The following is a 17,956-nucleotide window of genomic DNA, read 5'->3' as shown; positions in this document are numbered from 1 at the left end:
GAATTAAACTGACCAATTTCAAATAAAAAGAGAAAATGAAAACGAGGGGATTAAAATTTTATTTAAATCATACTACTTTATTTATTTTATTTACGTTGCTGCGACAACCTATATCAATATTCATTTTGAATCAATCGGAATCAGCGCCTCTCAGATTGGTTTAATGACAGCTGTGGCTAAAGCATTGGCGATTACCGCTCTACCTGTCTGGGGCATGATGTCTGATTATTTTGAAGCCAATAAAAAAATTCTTATCTTTACTATTCTGGGCACACTGACCTTTTCACTCAGTTTTTTATTAACCAAAAGTTTTTTTATAATCTTTATTCTCTACAGCTTTTTTATGATTTTCAGCAGTTCAGTGGTTCCACTTTCCGATTCACTGCTGCTTAACCATCTGGATGAAAAAGCGGAACAGTACGGTCAATTTAGAGTCTGGGGTTCGATTGGCTATATGGCAGGAATTATTCCTTTTGGCTGGATAATTGAACAGACTCAGTCGGAAGCTACTTTTATCCTTGCCGCCAGCGGGCTCTTTTTGTCGCTATTTTTTGCCTACAAATTACCTAAAAGTAAACGGACAATTAAGGTTGCCAGTCTGGGCAGTTTTAAGCTGCTCTTTAAAAATAAAGATCTGCTCTACTTTTTAGTTTTTACCTTTTTAATTCAGGCTCCTCTAACTGCCAATTTTGTTTATTTTCCAATTTACTTTAAATCAATTGGGGGAGGAGAAAGTTTACTTGGCATCGGAATGTTTATTGCTGCCGGTAGTGAACTGGTTATCTTTCAGAAGGCTGATATTTTCTTAAAAAAATTCAAATTGAAAAAAGTCCTGCTGCTCTCTGCTGTAGCTTTTGGAATCCGCTGGTTTTTAATATCTATCTGGACATCACCGGTACTGCTTTTATTAACTCAGCTCTTTCACGGCTTAACCTATGCTCTCTTCCATGTTACTGCAGTCAGCTATATTTCGAAATTGGTGGGAGAAAAATTTCGCTCTACCGGTCAGAATCTCTATGCCTCAATCATCAGTATCAGCACAGTTGCCAGCAGTCTGCTGGGAGGTATGATTTATGATGGAACTGGCGGGGCAGCAATGTATGCTCTGGGCAGTGCAATCTCCTTAATTGCAGGTTTCAGCTATTTTTATCTGCTGCACAAAATCGAATACGGTCAAAAAAATTAGATTTTAAACCCTGTTTTCTAAAAATTAAGCAGGGTTTTTTTAACTAACAGCGAAATATAAAATTAGCTGCTTTTATTTTGCTTATATTTAAAAAATTCATAATATTATTAATTCGGGAGGTAATCAGATTGAACAGCAAGTTTGCTAAAAAATATCGTTATTTAGCTTATCTTTTAATTGCACCATCAATTATTATTGTTACTACCTTTTTGATTTACCCTTCACTCCAATCACTTTACTTAAGCTTTTTCCGCTCTACCCCCTTTGGCAACAGGCAGATCTATGTAGGGATAGAAAATTTCCAGCGGCTCTTAACTTCTCCTGCTTACTGGAACAGTTTAACCCGCTCTCTGGTTTTTACAGCGATTACAGTTTTTATTTCGATTTCATCTGCCTTAATTCTGGCTGTTGTTACCAACAAAAAAATAAGAGGTGCTAAAATTTATAAAAGTTTACTGATCTGGCCTTTTGCTTTTTCCTTTGCTTTTGCCGGTATTATCTGGGGAGTTTTAATGCACCCCAATGTAGGAATTATGTCTCATTATATTCAACTGATAACCAGATTTGAATTTAACTGGATCAATAGTGGAACAGCAGCTTTTATCTTAATTATTATTGCTTCCAGCTGGAGAATGCTCGGCTATAATTTTATCTTTTTTATTGCCGCCCTCCAGAATGTCTCACCTGAACTCTTAGAAGCAGCTGACATTGACGGAGCGAGCCCCTTTACAAAATTCTGGCGGATTACCTTTCCCCTGATTTCACCAATAACTTTTTTTCTGCTGATCATGAATACCCTGCAGGTTTTCTTTTTAACCTTTGGCGTAGTAGATGTTTTAACCCAGGGCGGACCGGCTCGAGCCACAGATATAGTTACCTATAAATTATTTAGAGATGCCTTTTTAAGTATGAGAACCGGTTATGCATCTGCTCAGTCAATTATTCTCTTTGTTTTTGTTGCAGTGATAACTATTATTCAGTTCAAATATGCAGGCGAAAAAGTATTCTATCAGTAGAGGAGGCAGTTCAAAATGAAGCGCAAGAAATCAACTACAATATTTATTCACCTATTTTTAATAATTTCAGTTTTTTTAGTTTCATTCCCAATAATTTATGCCTTTATGGTCAGTACTTTAAATGTCAATGAGGTATATTCTTCCCCCCCAAAATTACAGCTGGGAGATAATATGATCAATAACTACCGTGAAGCCTGGCAGCGCTCTAATATGGGAAAACTTCTTTTTAACAGTTCCTTTATTTCAATCGTTACCGCGGTGGGAAAAATTATTCTTTCTATCTCGGCAGCCTTTGCCTTTGTCTATTTCGGGGAATTCCCCGGCAAAAATATACTTTTTATTTTAATTTTAATTACCCACATGCTGCCCCTGCCGATTAGAATTGTGCCGACCTATCAGTTAATGGATAATTTAGGCTGGCTTGATACCTATTATGCGCTGACCATTCCTTTTTTCGCCAGTGCTACCGGAGTTCTTCTGTTTAAGCAGTTCTATATGACAGTACCGGAATCACTGCTGGAGGCAAGCTTAATCGACGGCATTACTCCACTCAGATTTCTCTGGTCAATTTTGATTCCACTTTCTAAAAGTAATATTGTTGCTCTTTTTACTATAGAATTTATCTGGGTCTGGAACCAGTACCTCTGGCCTTTAGTTACAACCAACAGTGCCCGGGTGCGGGTGGTTCAAATTGGGCTGAAGATGCTGATTCCCTCTGACGCTCAGCCGGAATGGAATGTGATTATGGCAGCTCTAATTATCGGTGTTATTCCACCACTACTAGTTTATTTGACCCTGCAAAAAAGCCTGGTTGAAGGTTTTGCCATGCAGCAGGATAAATAATATAAGAAAAATGAAAGAAATTTATCGAGGAGGGATAAACTGAAATACTTTTAAAAATTAAGATAAATTGGGGGTGAGATTTTAAGTATTCAATTTGGGGAAGTTGAATTGTGATCTCAAATTAGTGGTCTATTGATTCATGTTTCATCAAAAAAAGGAGGTGTAATCTTCATTTATTAAATTAAATGAAGAGAATTTATGTTAAAAAAATCTATTATTATTTTAACCTTAGTTACACTCTTTGCTTTTAGTGCAGCAATGGTTTCCGCTCAGACAATTGAACTCGAGTTCTGGCATGCCATGAGTGGCGGTCGTACTGCAGCAGTAGAAAAAATTGTTGATGGTTTTAACGCAGAACATGATGATATTAATGTAACAGCACAGTTTACCGGAAGTTATGCAGAAACTCTAACTCAGGGTATTTCTGCAGTTCGCTCCGGCAATCCACCCCACATTATTCAGGTCTATGAAGTAGGAACTCAGACCATGCTGGATAGTGAAGCTATTGTCCCTGTTTATGAAATTGCAGAAGGCAAAATCGACTTCGGCAGTGTTATTCAGCCTATTTTAAATTACTACAGTGTTGATGGCAAACTATATTCAATGCCTTTTAACTCTTCAACTGCAATGCTTTATTATAATAAAGATGCTTTTGCAGCAGCAGGAATTGAAACAGTTCCAGAAACCTGGGCTGATATCGAAGAAATGGGTCTGCAGATCATCGATAGTGGAGCAGCCAACCACGGTCTTTCCTTTGGCTGGCCAGCCTGGATTTTAGAGCAGATGCATGCTTATCACAACAAACCTTATGCAAATAATGATAATGGTCGCAGCGGCAGAGCAAGTGAAGTTTATCTTGACCGTGACTTCGCTAAAATGGTACTTGGAACCTGGACAGATTTAGTAGAAAAAGATGTTGTAGCTTATGGTGGCCGTGAATATTCTGCCAACCAGGACTTCTTAGCTGGTGAAGTTGCCATGTTAATCCAGTCCACATCTTCTCTAAGTTCCATTATGGAATCAGCTGATTTTGAAGTTGGTACTACCTTCCTGCCTCGTTTTGAAGGCCAGGGTATTGGTAACTCAGTTATTGGTGGAGCTTCCCTCTGGGTTATGCAGGGCCACAGCGACGAAGAATATGAAGCAGTTGTAGAATTCTTTAAGTATCTAAGTAAAACTGATGTTACAATTCAGTGGCACAAAGACACAGGTTATTTCCCATCTACAAATGCAGCAGTTAAAACTCTGATGGATGACCGCTGGTTCAGTGACAATCCTAACTACTTAACTGCCTTCCTCCAGGTATTAAGTGGAGTTCAGTCACCTGCAGCCAATGGTGTGCTTTTAGGTAACTTTGTTGAAATCAGAGATATCGTTGATACAGCTGTAGAAGAAAGCCTTTACCGGTGAAGCTACAGCAGAAGAAGCTCTTAATAAAGCTGACGAGCAGGCTGATAATGTACTTCAGGATTATACAGAGCTCTTTAATGACTAAACTGGCTAAAATATAATCTGATTTTAATGCCCGGCTGCAGTCTCTCTGCAGTCGGGTTTTAATTTAAGACTTGAATTTAGTTGAAAGTACTGATAAATTAATAGATAGAGTTTATATATTATCTTCCAGCAGATTGAAGATAAATATCTTATTAACTAAAGTAACTAAAATTTAGATTTTGAAAGGGGCAGCAGATGAGTGATTTAAGTCAGCTTAAATTTTTTATACTGGATATGGATGGAACAATTTATCTGGAAAACGATCTACTGGAGGGAAGTCTCGACTTTCTGAGAGAACTTAAGGCAGTAGATAAGGATTACATATTCTTAACCAATAATTCTTCTAAAAATCGGGCCGATTATCAGCAGAAACTGCAGCGGATGGGGATTGAAGCTGCAGCTGAAAAAATAATTAATTCCGGTGAAATTACAGCTTCCTACCTGGCTGAAGCAGGCGAAAAAAAGGGCAAGCAAATTTATCTTTTAGGGACTGATTCTCTCAAAGAAGAGATGGAGCGCTTTGGACATCAGGTTGTCAATAACATAGAAAATATCAGAGAAAAGCCGGAAAATGTTGATTATGTAGTTTTGGGTTTTGATAAGACCCTAAACTACAAAAAACTCTGGGATGCCCACGAGTTAATTCTCTCCGGAGTTGACTATGTGGCCACCCATCCTGATCTGGTCTGTCCTTTAAGTGGAGGCAAAACCCAGCCGGATACCGGGGCAATGATCGAGCTGCTGGCAGCTTCAACCGGCAAAAGACCCTTAATTGTGGGTAAACCTTCCAAACTAACTGTTGATTATATTTTGAATAGGTTTAAACTGAAAAAATCTGAGCTGGCCATGGTCGGTGACCGCTTATATACAGATATGCGGATGGCTGATGATGCTGGAATTACCGGCATTCTTGTTTTGAGTGGAGAAACAAAAGCAGCAGATCTAAAAGAACTCAGCAGTAAGCAGAAGTATTTTGATTATGTATTTGAAGATGTAGGAGAGTTGAAAAATAAATTATAGCTCTGATGAAAATTAAAGCTAACTACAGAAAAAAGCCAGCAAATTAATGCTGGCTTTTTCTGCTCAAACTAGTTTATATATTTTTATCGACTAGATAGCCGCTCTAACTTTACTCTCCGGCAGCTTTCTGATCCTGAAAATCGCGAACAAAAATCATATTTTCCATTTCTTCTATTGCCCGCTGCAGCTGATTGTCAGCCTCATCTTCCTCAGTTTCCTCGTCTTCCGCAGCAGCCTGAATAGCTTCAACGTCAAGCTCTACCTTGATCTCAGGTTCAATTCCCTTTTCGTGAATATAATTTCCGTCAGGAGTATAATAACGAGCAGTTGTCAAACTAACTGCTGAGCCATCTTTAAGTGGTACTACTGACTGCACAACTCCCTTACCAAATGTGGTAGATCCGATCAGCTTACCGCGGTCATAGTCCTTGACAGCTCCAGCAACAATTTCCGAGGCGCTGGCAGATCCTTTATTAATTAGAATTATTAAAGGAATCTCAGTATCAGCCTCAATCTCCTGATTAACTTTCAGAACTCTTTCAGTTTCGTCCTTCTGTCTGACAGAAACAACAACACCTTCATCTAAAAATACTGAAGAAACATTAACAGCCTCATCCAGTAGACCGCCCGGGTTGTTTCTCAGGTCAAGAATAATTCCCTGAGCATCTTCTGCTTTTAAATCGGCAACTGCTGATTCTACTTTTGGGCCCACATCTTCAATAAACTGAGCCAGACTGATATAGCCAATTTCCTCAGTTTTCATTTCCGTTTCAACATAGGGTACTTCTATATCTTCCCGGGTAATTTCAACTTCAAATGGTTCTTCATCTCCCCGGTCAATGGTCAGAGTAACATCTGTACCTTCTTCCCCGCGCATTAGATCCACTGCTTTCATCTGTGATATCTCTGCAGTTTCCTGACCATCAATTGCGCTAATAATATCACCAGATCTCAGCCCGGCTCTTTCTCCGGGGGTGTTTTTAATTGGAGAAACGATTGTCAGCTTATTATCTCTCATCGTAATTACAATTCCAATACCGCCATAATGGCCCTCATATTCCTGCTGCATCTCTTCGTATTCTGAAGGAGACATGAAATAGGAATAGCGGTCCACTTTATTTAACATGCCATCAATGGCACCTTCGATCAGGGTTTCAAATTCTACATCCTCAACATAATAATTCTGCAGTAGAAACATTACATCCTGAAAGGCATCAGCCTTGGTGTAATTTTCTTCCTGCTGCTGCGGCTCCTGGGGAAGCTGTTCTTCAACGGCGCCGTCCTGAGCCGAAACTGCAAAAGTAAATAATAGTAAAAATGACAGTGTAAATAACCAAACTTTATTCTTAAATTTCTCTCTAATTCTCTGCATTAAATTAGCCACCTGCTTTCTTAAATTAATAAACACAAACCATCAAAACCTGATAAAATAAAATTGTTAATGGGCTATTTCTGTAAACCCTTCGCCCAACACCTCGTGAACATTGCTGATAATTACAAATGCTTCTTTATCTATAGCTGCCACTTCTTTTTTCAGTTCGGAAACTTCAGACCGAGAAATTATACAGAGCAGCACCTGTTTGGGGTCACCAGTATAGCCACCTCTGGCATCAAATTCTGTTATGCCGCGGTTGAGGTCATTGACCACCATCTGATTGATCTCTTCAGCTTTATCAGAGATAATCAGCACCCCTTTTTTGAAGTTCAAACCTTCCTGAACAACATCAATTGTCTGAGAGGTAATAAAAATAGTAACTGCAGCATAGAGTGCAACTTCCAGATTGAAAAAGATTCCCGCCAGAGCTACTACAACTCCATCAGCTATTAAAAGACCTTCTCCAACTGTAATTCCGGTAAAATAATTGATCAGGGAAGCAATCAAATCAGTCCCTCCGGTAGTACCACGGGATCTAAAAACTATCCCCAGTCCGATACCACCAATTACTCCTCCGTAAATTGAAGCGAGCAGCAGATCATCAGTCAGGGCAGTCATATGGGGCTGCAGTAAATCAGTAAAAACTGAAAGTGAGACTATACCATAAATGGTTCTAATCCCAAAAGTCATCCCCATGATCTTAACTCCTGCCAGAAAAAGCGGAATATTGATCACCAGCATCGTAATACCAATTGGAAAAGATGTTATGTAGTAAATAACTGTCGCCAGACCGCTGACACCACCTGCTGCAATTCTATTTGGTACCAGAAAGACCGTTAAAGCAAGTGCGATTAAAAAAGATCCGGCTGTAATTCCAAGATAATCGATAAAAATTCTTTTTTTCAAACTATCTCCCCCTTATAAACTTATCTCCTTGTGAAAATTTAGTTTTCGTTATAATTAGCCTTAAATATCCAGCCTTAGAACAGCACTCTGGCTGTATTTACTCAAATATTTATTTGCTGCCAAAAAATTTAGCTTTTATAACCAGATAAATAAACTTCGGCAGCGCCAGCATTCTACCAAAGCGAGATGGCTCCTGCAGCAGCCTGTAAAACCACTCTAAAGCAGCCTTCTGCATCCAGAGCGGAGCCCGCTCGACCTCACCTGCCAGCACATCAAAACTGCCGCCGACTGTAATGGCAGCTCCTACATTTAACTTCTTTAAATTGTTATCCAAAAACTTCTCCTGCAGGGGAACTCCCATTCCTACCAGGAGCAGATCAATATTCTTTTGATTGATTTCTGCAATCACCTGCTGCTGATTTTCGCGGTCTAAATAGCCGTGGTGATAACCAGAAATTGTTAGTTCAGGATAATCACTTTTTAAATTTGCCACCGCCCTGTCGACAACTCCCGGTTTCCCGCCCAGGAAATAAAAATTTATATCCTCTGCAGCCAGTTCCTTAAATAATAAACTTATCAGATCAAAGCCGGCCACTCGCTCTTCCAACGGCTCTCCCATAATTTTTGAAGCAATTACAACTCCGATTCCATCAGCAGTTGCCAGATCAGCTGAATTTAAAATCCTGGCCAGCTCCCGATCTTCAGCCGCCAGGGCCAGCATCTCCGAATTGGGGGTCACCACTAAAGAAGGCTGACTGTGATCAGTGCTCAGCTCTCTTACCCTCTCTACTGCCTGCTTCATGTTGAGCCGATCGATATTAACCTCAAGTATTTTTATCAGCTTTCGCAAGTGTCAACCTCCTCCAGCACCAGTTCTGCAAAATCTTCCGCTTCAGATTTTTTGAGCTTCAAAAACCCCTTAATCTTTTTGCGCAGGCTGTATCTTGCTGCGAAAATATTTTCCAGCTCTGCTGCAGCCTGATCTGCCTCTAGATCTTCAAGCTTAATTAGAGGTAGATAGTCAAGTTCTGACATCAGCCCCTCAATTTTTGGATCATAACTTAAAGCCAGCAGCGGAATTTGATTTAAAAGGGCAAAAATTAAACTGTGGAGTCGAACTCCAACAAATAAGTCCAGCTGTGAAAAAGCTTTGAGGGCTTCTCCAGGCACCGGCGGCAGATCACAGATTTCCGCCTCAGCCGTTAACTTCTTTTTCAGCTGCAGTGAGATCTCCTCATCTGAACCCTGGTGCATCGGAAAAATAATAAACTTAATCTTCTTTCCCTCAGCAAACTGATTTAAGGCTGCAGCCAGCTCCGAAATATAATCAACTGACCAGGGGCGAACTGAAATCCCGACTTCTATTTTCCCTTTAATCTGCTGTTTCAAATTATTCAGCGGATCATAAAGAGCAAATACAGGGTCAACAGTCAGCTCGATTTCCTTTTTGACCCCAATCTCCTGCAGCAGATTTTGCGATCCCTGATCTCTAACTCCCAGCAGCTCAAATCTATTCAGACTGAAAGCTGTTAAAAGCTGGCTCCATTTTTTATTAAGTGGGCCGGCTCCCTGGGCATAATAAACGGTCTTTGTTCCCTGCAGCCTGGCCAGCCAGGCCAGCCCCAGATAATAGGGAACCGAAAAGCTCCCCGTCACATCCTGCAGCAGGCTGCCGCCTCCACTGATAAAAAGGTCGGCCTCTGCCAGAGAGGCAAGAATCTGAATCACGGATGTTCTGCTGACCGCATTCAGATTATAGCGCTCGGCTGTCTGCTCAGGCTCAGCTGAAAGAACAGTTATTTTTAGATCCTTACTTTTTTCCTTTAAAAGTGAGCTTATTCCGGCCAGCACTGCCTCATCCCCGAGGTTGTTGAAACCGTAATAACCCGAAATTACAATATTTTTCATTATTTAACCTCAGTCAGATAATATTTTTGATAAAGCCGATTAAGCAGCCGATAAGCGAAAATAATAACTGCAGCAGCTGCAAAACTCAACCAGTAAGCGTGAAAAGTCCTGAGCAGAGAAATCTGGACCGGTGTATGCAGATGGGAAAAGGTGTTAACTGTAGTTATTACTCCCACTGAAGCCAGCATCAGCAGTGGGTAAAAATATAGCTCTTTCCGCTTGCGGGCACTCAGATAGAGTGAAAAAATGAATAAAGGGTGTCCGATTAAAAACTCTTTAAAACGCGGCCGCACATAAAGAACCTTTTCCAGCAGACTGCGGACAGTCAGTTCCCAGGCCGGTACCGGCAGCAGCGGGAAGTTCCCGGTTCTCCCGATATAAATAACTGCAATTAAGGCCAGTCCGCCAGCCAGAATAATATGTTTTACTTTTATTACTTTTTCCAGCAGTTCCGGTATCTGTTGGCGCAGATCCTTTGAACCGGGCTGAAAAAGATAATAGAGTGAAATTATAATCAGCGGCATTAAGAAGGCAACTTTGACCCCTCTGAAGTCACTGATTTTAAATATAAACTCACTGCTGTTTAAAACCGAGCTTACAAATATTCCACCAACCAGCGCCGTCAGAACAGCGGCAGTAAAATTAAAGAAGACAAAGGCCAGACTCAAACCACCCTCCAGCTTCTCTCCTCCCCTGTTCTTATCAAGCAGAAAAGCGATCACTGCCAGTGAAGGAAAAATAACTGCTGAACCGAGGGCTGTTATCTGCCTCAATAAAATTTCTCTGCCTGAATATAAAAACAGAAAACCAGCCGCTGCTGCAGCCAGCAGAAAAAGATTCATCAGTTTTTCGTATTTAAACGCTGTAAAATAATTTAAGAGCAGAATTCCAGCTGCGGTTACTCCAAGCAGAATAAGCAGCAGATGCCAGCCCGAGTTGCTGAAATAAGGAACTGTTTCTGCCCGGCCCGGAAGATAGCCTTCTGCTTCCAGACTGGAAGTTAAGGATGCAAGCAGTCCCAGGTTTCTTTCTTTAAGCTGGCTGCCTTTAAGATAGGGTTTATGATAAATAATCTTTACATTTCTCTCTCTAACTGAAAGCAGATAGCGGCTGATAATCTTTTGATCATCTGCCTGCTCAACTTCATCCTGCTGCATGCTGTGAGTCCGCAGCAGCTGATAATCATTTAATTTAGCCAGTTTTTCTGACCCATCCTGAGCGGCAATAAATGCTTCAATATTACCGAAAATCAGATTCTGATCCTGCATTAATTGAGCAGTCTCTTCAATCTTATCCGGATAACCTGTAACCTCTTCTCCATCAAAAATCAAAAAATCAGGGTTTAAAATCTCAAGATTTTTTTCTAAAGCAGAAAGGGCATTTAATTTATTATTGCTTCTGAAGGCGATTTTTAGATCATTTTCTTTAGCTGCTTCAATCAGGCTGGCATTATAGCCCAGACTAACATCTTCCAGCTTTTCGTGCCAGCTGTGAAAATAAAGAAGGTCGTAAGCATCTCTCTTAATAATACTGGCCGAATAGTCTGCCTCTAATTTCGGCTCCAGATTATTGATCTGCTCCCGCAAAGAAGTACTGACAACAGCAAAGAGGGCTGAATTTTCTAGCTCTGAAATCTGAATTTGATTAGCTTCAAGTTCTGTTATTAACTCTTCTTCTCCGAGAATAATATCCAGAGACTCAATTCGTTTTAAAGCACCTTTTTCCAGAAAGTCCTCCAGGGTCTGCTGATAAACAGCCAGCCCAGTAATTCCACTTTCCTTTAACTGCTGCAGATCTATTTCCGGCTCCAGAGATTTTAATTCTGTATAGGCTTCCCCATCCATGATGACTTCCACACCTGGATTTTGATCTACTTTTTCAATTCTTGCAGTCAGAGACCAGGCAGCTGCAATAAAAGTTATTAAAATAAGTCCAATCAGTATTTTCTTCAACAAAATTCACCTTTTCCTCTATATAATTAGCCAATAATTTCTTACTGCTTCCAGTGGGCTGCCAGCAGTCTGCTGCCAGAAATATTCTCAAAAATCCTGGCAGAGCGAAAACTACCTGGCACTCTGATATTTCAAGTAAGCTTCTATAAATTCGTCAAGATAGCCGTCCATAACTTTATCAACATTACCTTCTTCAAAATCAGTCCGGTGGTCCTTGATCATATTATAGGGATGAAAAACATAAGATCTAATCTGGCTGCCCCAGGCAATCTCCTTGTGTTCTCCACTCAGCTCATCAATTTTTTCTGCCTGAGCCTCTTCCTTCAGCTCCAGCAGCTTGGCGGTTAAAATCTTCATTGCTGTTGCCTTATTTTTGTGCTGGGATCTTTCATTCTGACACTGGACAACCACCCCGGTCGGCTGGTGGGTAATTCGGACAGCAGAATCAGTTTTATTAACATGCTGTCCCCCGGCACCACTGGCGCGATAGGTATCTATTTTTAGATCATTTTCGTCAATATCAACTTCGATGTCATCATCAAGCTCAGGCATTACATCAACCGAAGCAAAGGAAGTATGGCGGCGGCCGGAAGAGTCAAAAGGAGAAATCCTGACCAGACGGTGAACTCCCCGCTCACCTTTTAAATAACCAAAGGCATAATCTCCCTCAATCATTAAGGTTACACTCTTAATTCCTGCCTCATCTCCGGGATTGAAGTCCAGAGTTTCAAGCTGATAGCCATTTGCTTCCGCCCAGCGGCTGTACATTCTGAGCAGCATCTGAGCCCAGTCCTGAGATTCAGTTCCTCCGGCTCCTGGATGAATAGATAAAATTGCATTATTGCCATCATAGGGTTCATTTAGACGCAGTTTTAGCTCAAGTTTTTCCAGTTCTTTTTCCAGTTCAGTCAGAGTCACTTTAAGCTCGGACTCCAGACTCTGGTCCTCTTCGGCAGCCAGTTCCAGATAGACTTCAGCTTCTTCGAATTTTTCTTCCAGACTGCTGATTACCTTTAGCCGCTTTTTGATTCGGTCCAGCTGCTGGGATTTTTTGCGCGCATTTTCCTTATCATCCCAGAAACCGCCGGCTCCCATTTCAGCTTCTATCTCCTTTTTATTCTGAAGCAGTTTTTCCCGGTCAAAGTAAATCACTCAGTTCCTGAAATCGCTGTTTTAATTCCGTATATTTATCCTTAAAATTATTATTCACTTAAATCATCTCCCACAACATTTTTTATATTTTTTACCACTGCCACAGGGACAGGGATCATTACGTCCCGGCTCTTCTTCCTTAACCACTGTAGCCTGACCGACACTGCCGTCACCAGCATTTGATTTATCACTACCCTTTGACTGACCTTCCAGTGCAGCCTGAGGTGAGGAATAATTCAGCTGACGCTGATTAATTTCCTGTTTTGGTACACTTTCTCTTTCTTCAACCTCAACTTTAAAGGCTGTTTCTACAATATCTTCTCTAATGGAAGAGGTCAGCTCATTAAACATATCAAATGATTCGAATTTATATTCTGTCAGTGGGTCTTTTTGACCGACAGCTCGCAGGCCAATTCCCTGCCGCAGCTCATCCATATTATCCAGGTGAGTCATCCATTTGCGGTCTATTACTCTTAAAGCCAGGAATTTAACTATTCTATTAAAGCGCTCAGAATCAATTTTTTCGCGCTTGCTCTGATAGGATCCCAGAGAACTTAAAGTAATTTTCTCTTTAATTTCAGTCCGCTCTTTACCCTCTAAATCAGAAGCCTCAACATCTTTGGCCAGCCCAATACCGTGCAGGTATTCGAGCATTCCTGCCAGATCCCATTCGTCAGGATGTAAGTCTTCGGAAATAAACATCTCCATTACATCTTCTAAGAGCTGCTCCAGCATTCCGGCAATCTTTTCTTCCAGCTGATCAGTTGTCAGCAGAGTTTTGCGCTGTTCATAAATAACCTCACGCTGCTTATTTAAGATATCATCATACTGCAGAATTGCTTTTCGGATATCAAAGTTGCGGCTTTCAACCTTTTGCTGGGCCCGCTCAATAGAGCTGGAAATCATCTTGTGCTCTACAGGCTGATCTTCATCCACTCCGAGCTTATCTAAAATACCGTTAATTTTATCTGAACCAAAGAGTCTTAAAAGGTCATCTTCTAACGATACATAAAACTGAGAAGATCCCGGATCTCCCTGACGACCGGCACGACCGCGGAGCTGATTATCAATCCGACGGCTTTCGTGACGCTCGGTACCTAAAACATGGAGACCCCCGAGTTCTACAACTCCCTCACCTAAAACAATATCTGTACCACGACCGGCCATATTGGTGGCAATGGTCACACTGTTTTTCTGACCTGCATCTTTGATTATATCGGCTTCACGCTCATGATTTTTAGCGTTTAAAACCTCGTGTGGTACCTTTTCGCGCTTCAGTTCTCTACTTAACATTTCCGAATTTTCTATATCAGCTGTACCAACAAGTACCGGCTGACCTTTTTGATATAAACTTTTTATTTCTGCGATTACATTCTTGTATTTAGCCTCTTTATTGGTAAATACCAGATCAGGCATATCATCTCTAATCATCGGCTCATTGGTTGGCACAACGACAACCGCCATATCATAAATTTTAATGAATTCCTCTTCTTCAGTTTCAGCTGTACCTGTCATTCCGGACAGTTTATCATACATTCTAAAGAAATTCTGGAGGGTGATTTTAGCAAAGGTCTGGCTTCCCTTCTGGACCTCAACACCCTCTTTAGCCTCAATCGCCTGGTGTAAGCCCTCACTGTAGCGGCGTCCTTCCATCACCCGGCCGGTAAACTCATCTACAATTTTTACCGCTCCATCTTTAACAATATAATCTCTATCCTTTTTCATTAAGGTATGGGCCTTTAAGGCCTGATTCAGCTGGTGGTTGAGCTTGAAATTTTCTTCTGAATAAAGGTTGTCCACATTTAATTTTTTCTCTGCTTTTTCAACCCCGGCTTCAGTCAGAGTTACCAGCTTGTTTTTCTCATCAATCTCATAGTCTTCCTCCCGTTTGAGGGCAGGGATTACGCGATTAAACTTGCGGTAATCTGAACTTTTTTCCTGAACAGGACCGGAAATAATCAGTGGAGTCCGGGCCTCATCAATTAAAATACTGTCGACCTCATCTAAAATTGCATAGTGATGTTCCCGCTGGACTAAATCCTCTTCTTTATAGGCCATGTTGTCCCTGAGATAATCAAAACCAAATTCATTATTGGTACCATAGGTAATATCACAGTTATAGGCTTCTCTTCGCTCAACAGGAGTCATTCCACTTAAAATTACTCCAACTGACATTCCTAAAAAGCGATAAATCTGGCCCATCCACTCACTATCTCTTTCGGCCAGATAGTCATTAACAGTTACCACATGGACTCCCTTACCACTTAAAGCATTGAGGTAAACAGGCAGAGTTGCCGCCAGAGTCTTACCTTCACCGGTTTTCATCTCTGCAATCTTGCCCTGATGGAGCACTATACCTCCTATCAGCTGAACATCATAGTGGCGGAAACCAGCATCGGTTGATCTCTGTGCTGCTTCTCTAACAACAGCAAAAGCCTCGGGTAAAAGGTCATCAAGGCTTTCTCCGTTCTGATGTCTATTTTTAAATTCTTCAGTCTTGTCCTTTAATTCCTGATCACTTAGTGCCTGCATTTCAGGCTCTAAGGAATTAATTTCTTCTACAATTGGTTCCAGCTTTTCCAGTTCTTTTTCATTTGGATCTTTAAATAAGTTCTTGAGGAACTCAAGCATTTATCTTCCTCCCTAAATTTAGCGACTAAATAAATAGTAATCGCACTTTTTAATGTCATAATTTCATTTTTGCAGTCTTCTTTGTCCTGCTAACTCAATCAAAATAATTATATCATCTTAAATACTAAAACTCAATTAAAGGCAGATTAGATTATTTATTTGTGCTTTTGCTCACTATAACCAGGTCCAAAACAGACTTTTTGGACCTGGTTATAGTGATTAATTTCTCATTTACAGCAGCAAAAAAGGGACACCCGCCAGGAGCATCCCTCTTTATTTAAAGTTATTTATTTTTATTTACTCTTATTCGATCCTTATCTTAACCAAATGTCGGCTCAATCAGACCGTAATTTCCATCCTTACGCTTGTAAACCACATTTGTTTCTTCTGTATCAGCATTGTGGAAAACAAAGAAGTCGTGATCCAGGAGGTCCATCTGCATACAGGCCTCTTCTACATTCATCGGCTTCATTGGGAAGCGCTTGGTTCTGACCACCTGAGGTTCAAATACATCAGTATCGATATTTTCCTCATCATTACCGAGCTGATGATTTAAAACCTGTTCTTTGCGCTTTTCCTTGTATTCTTCTTTGTATTCCTGTTTTTTCTCAATGTATCTATCGTGAATCTTAGTTTTATATTTTCTAACCTGACGCTCAAGTTTATCCATTACACCATCGATAGAAGCATACATATCACCGGAAGCTTCCTCACCTCTGAGGATTAAACCCTTAACAAAGGCTGTAACTTCGACAATATGTCTTTCTTTTTCAACTTCCATGGAGATCTGAACTTCCATCGGTTCTCCATTGAAATACTTCTCCAGCTTCTCTACCTTCTCCTCTGCGTGCTTCTTTAGAGCCGGGGTAACATCAATGTTTTTACCATAGGTCATAATTTTCATGAAGCTCACTCCTCTCATACAGCTATTATTATTATATTTTACTTTTCTCTGTATATTATATTATTCTACAAAGTGAAATTAATTCCTGCTTAAAAAATTAATTATTAAAAATCTTAATATAATTTTAATCTGCTCAACCGCTCTCCTGCTTCTTAAAGCCATTCTTCCCGGAAATTTTTAGTCTAACTTGACAGGTACTGAAGCAGCTGTCAGCACATAGACATTTTGGGCTCCCATTTCTTTAAGCACAAAGTGAGAAATCTCCGAAGAAGTTGTACCGGTTGTAATGATGTCATCAATGATTAAAATGTTTTTATCTTTAAAAATAGATGGATCAACCTTTTCTTTCAGCTCAAAGGCTCCTTCCAGCTCAAGTTTTCTGGCTTTTTTGGTTAAGGTATAGAGCGGCAGCGAATTTTTAACTCGATAAAGCACATCTTTGTACTCGACCTTTACTTTTTTAGAAAGCTCTTTGGCCAGCCTTGCCGCCTGATTATAACCGCGGTAGGTTTTGCGGTCCCCGTGCATTGGTACTGGAATTAAATAGTCGATCTCCCTGTCTTTAAAATATTCATCATAATAAAGAAATAACATTTGTGAAAATGGCTCAGCCAGATCCGGGCGGTGGCCGTATTTATATTCCAAAAGCACTTCCCGTGCATAACCCGAATAGGTGAAAACACTGCGGGCAAAATTATAGGGCGGCCTTTCATTTTTGCATTCCGGACAGGGCTGTCCCTCGATCAGTGTTGCCGGGACAACCTCCCTTCCACATACCGGACAGGCCTCGGTGATAAAAGAAAACCGTACCAGACAGCGGTCACAGATCCCCTCAATTTCTGAGTGATCATATCTCCGTCCACAGGCCAGGCAGACCGGCTTTTCGGGATAAACTAAATCTTTTAAAACATCCAGTACTCTCAATTTTAATTAACAACTCCTTTTAAGTTGTAGTGCTCCCGCAGATCATCTATCTTTTTTCTGGCCCTCTGCAGTGCATTATCAACTGTTTTGACATTAATATCGAGGTCATCAGATATTTCCTGATAGGACTTACTGTCTAAATAGAGCATGAATACATTCCATTCGAGATCTGTTAGTTCTTCTGAAAGCTCATCTATAATAGTTGTTAGAGTTTCCTGACAGATAAATTTTTTCTCCAGGTTTTCCCCTTCATCAGGTAAAATTTCATTAAAAGTTCTTCCTGTTTCATTTCCATAGTCCAGACTTTTATCCAGTGAAGCAGAGGTATTTAAAGGCATGTGTTTCTGTCTGTTTGCTTTTTTGATGGCAGATACCAGCTGTCTGTGTACACAGAGCTGAGAAAAGCCTCTAAAAGAAGCACCTTTATCTTCCTTAAAATCCCGAATTGCCTTATACAGGCCAACCCGCCCCTCCTGAATCACATCATCACGGTCCAGACCTTTGATAAAAAAGAATCTGGCCTTAGCATAGACAATATCCATATTTTGATCTATTAGATATTCTATTGCAAAATCGTTTCCAGCCTGGGCCATCTCTATGATCTCTTCTTCTTCCTTCTCTTTAAACAAGAATATCCCTCCCATC

Annotated in this window: 15 protein-coding genes; 5 read left to right on the top strand and 10 right to left on the bottom strand. The window is 40.6% G+C overall.

What is annotated here, in order from left to right:
- Positions 1–22 precede the first annotated feature (22 nt).
- The 5 genes from C8C76_RS00975 (at position 23) to C8C76_RS00955 (ending at position 5,559) form a co-directional block, all read left to right on the top strand.
- Entirely contained in the window at positions 23–1,186 is a 1,164-nt protein-coding gene (locus tag C8C76_RS00975) for an MFS transporter (RefSeq protein ID WP_108137770.1), read from the top strand.
- A 128-nt stretch (positions 1,187–1,314) separates the two neighbouring features.
- The gene (locus tag C8C76_RS00970) at positions 1,315–2,202 is read left to right on the top strand and encodes a carbohydrate ABC transporter permease (protein WP_108137768.1); all 888 of its coding nucleotides are present in this window, start codon (positions 1,315–1,317) and stop codon (positions 2,200–2,202) included.
- A gap of 15 nt (positions 2,203–2,217) precedes the next feature.
- Complete coding sequence (locus tag C8C76_RS00965) at positions 2,218–3,045, top strand: carbohydrate ABC transporter permease (RefSeq protein WP_108137766.1); 828 nt, start codon at positions 2,218–2,220, stop codon at positions 3,043–3,045.
- A 198-nt stretch (positions 3,046–3,243) separates the two neighbouring features.
- Positions 3,244–4,455, top strand: coding sequence for an ABC transporter substrate-binding protein (locus C8C76_RS00960; RefSeq protein WP_219909351.1), 1,212 nt, complete (start codon positions 3,244–3,246; stop codon positions 4,453–4,455).
- A gap of 279 nt (positions 4,456–4,734) precedes the next feature.
- Positions 4,735–5,559 carry an HAD-IIA family hydrolase gene (locus C8C76_RS00955; protein ID WP_108137764.1) on the top strand — a complete coding sequence of 275 codons (825 nt, stop codon included), beginning with the start codon at positions 4,735–4,737 and terminating at the stop codon, positions 5,557–5,559.
- A 109-nt stretch (positions 5,560–5,668) separates the two neighbouring features.
- On the opposite strand, the gene C8C76_RS00950 is transcribed toward C8C76_RS00955, so the two are convergent.
- The 10 genes from C8C76_RS00950 to sigH form a co-directional block, all read right to left on the bottom strand.
- Positions 5,669–6,931, bottom strand: coding sequence for a S41 family peptidase (locus C8C76_RS00950; protein ID WP_108137762.1), 1,263 nt, complete (start codon positions 6,929–6,931; stop codon positions 5,669–5,671).
- A 66-nt stretch (positions 6,932–6,997) separates the two neighbouring features.
- The gene (locus C8C76_RS00945) at positions 6,998–7,840 is read right to left on the bottom strand and encodes a YitT family protein (RefSeq protein WP_108137761.1); all 843 of its coding nucleotides are present in this window, start codon (positions 7,838–7,840) and stop codon (positions 6,998–7,000) included.
- A gap of 109 nt (positions 7,841–7,949) precedes the next feature.
- Entirely contained in the window at positions 7,950–8,690 is a 741-nt protein-coding gene (locus tag C8C76_RS00940) for a WecB/TagA/CpsF family glycosyltransferase (protein ID WP_108137759.1), read from the bottom strand.
- Positions 8,678–9,748, bottom strand: coding sequence for a polysaccharide pyruvyl transferase CsaB (csaB, locus tag C8C76_RS00935; RefSeq protein WP_108137757.1), 1,071 nt, complete (start codon positions 9,746–9,748; stop codon positions 8,678–8,680). The genes C8C76_RS00940 and csaB overlap by 13 nt, the downstream gene beginning before the upstream one ends.
- A complete protein-coding gene (locus C8C76_RS00930) occupies positions 9,748–11,700 on the bottom strand; it encodes a DUF5693 family protein (protein WP_108137755.1) in 1,953 nt (650 codons plus the stop codon). The genes csaB and C8C76_RS00930 overlap by 1 nt, the downstream gene beginning before the upstream one ends.
- 111 nt (positions 11,701–11,811) lie before the next feature.
- Positions 11,812–12,910 (bottom strand): peptide chain release factor 2 gene (prfB, locus tag C8C76_RS00925; protein WP_208108982.1). Its coding sequence is split into 2 segments (ribosomal slippage): positions 11,812–12,840 and positions 12,842–12,910, totalling 1,098 coding nucleotides; the frame shifts between segments, so codons are not numbered across the junction.
- Positions 12,911–12,915: 5 nt separating this feature from the next.
- Positions 12,916–15,483, bottom strand: coding sequence for a preprotein translocase subunit SecA (gene secA / locus C8C76_RS00920; protein ID WP_108137751.1), 2,568 nt, complete (start codon positions 15,481–15,483; stop codon positions 12,916–12,918).
- Between the two features lie 319 nt (positions 15,484–15,802).
- Complete coding sequence (gene hpf / locus C8C76_RS00915) at positions 15,803–16,387, bottom strand: ribosome hibernation-promoting factor, HPF/YfiA family (protein ID WP_108137749.1); 585 nt, start codon at positions 16,385–16,387, stop codon at positions 15,803–15,805.
- Positions 16,388–16,564: 177 nt separating this feature from the next.
- Positions 16,565–17,311: a ComF family protein gene (locus C8C76_RS00910; protein ID WP_108137747.1), complete on the bottom strand. Its 747-nt coding sequence runs from the start codon at positions 17,309–17,311 to the stop codon at positions 16,565–16,567.
- A 2-nt stretch (positions 17,312–17,313) separates the two neighbouring features.
- A complete protein-coding gene (gene sigH / locus C8C76_RS00905; RefSeq protein ID WP_108137745.1) occupies positions 17,314–17,940 on the bottom strand; it encodes an RNA polymerase sporulation sigma factor SigH in 627 nt (208 codons plus the stop codon).
- Positions 17,941–17,956 lie beyond the last annotated feature (16 nt).

This window comes from Halanaerobium saccharolyticum, from assembly GCF_003053565.1.
Lineage (GTDB): Bacteria > Bacillota > Halanaerobiia > Halanaerobiales > Halanaerobiaceae > Halanaerobium > Halanaerobium saccharolyticum_B.
The sequence above is the reverse complement of the archived record's forward strand: the minus strand, read 5'-3'. Positions and strand labels throughout refer to the sequence as shown.

Bases quoted from the DNA above. Each gene is read 5' to 3' on its own strand.
- C8C76_RS00965 (WP_108137766.1), top strand. From the start codon at position 2,218: ATGAAGCGCAAGAAATCAACTACAATATTTATTCACCTATTTTTAATA.
- C8C76_RS00960 (WP_219909351.1), top strand. From the start codon at position 3,244: ATGTTAAAAAAATCTATTATTATTTTAACCTTAGTTACACTCTTTGCT.
- C8C76_RS00955 (WP_108137764.1), top strand. From the start codon at position 4,735: ATGAGTGATTTAAGTCAGCTTAAATTTTTTATACTGGATATGGATGGA.
- C8C76_RS00950 (WP_108137762.1), bottom strand. From the start codon at position 6,931: ATGCAGAGAATTAGAGAGAAATTTAAGAATAAAGTTTGGTTATTTACA.
- csaB (WP_108137757.1), bottom strand. From the start codon at position 9,748: ATGAAAAATATTGTAATTTCGGGTTATTACGGTTTCAACAACCTCGGG.
- secA (WP_108137751.1), bottom strand. From the start codon at position 15,483: ATGCTTGAGTTCCTCAAGAACTTATTTAAAGATCCAAATGAAAAAGAA.
- hpf (WP_108137749.1), bottom strand. From the start codon at position 16,387: ATGAAAATTATGACCTATGGTAAAAACATTGATGTTACCCCGGCTCTA.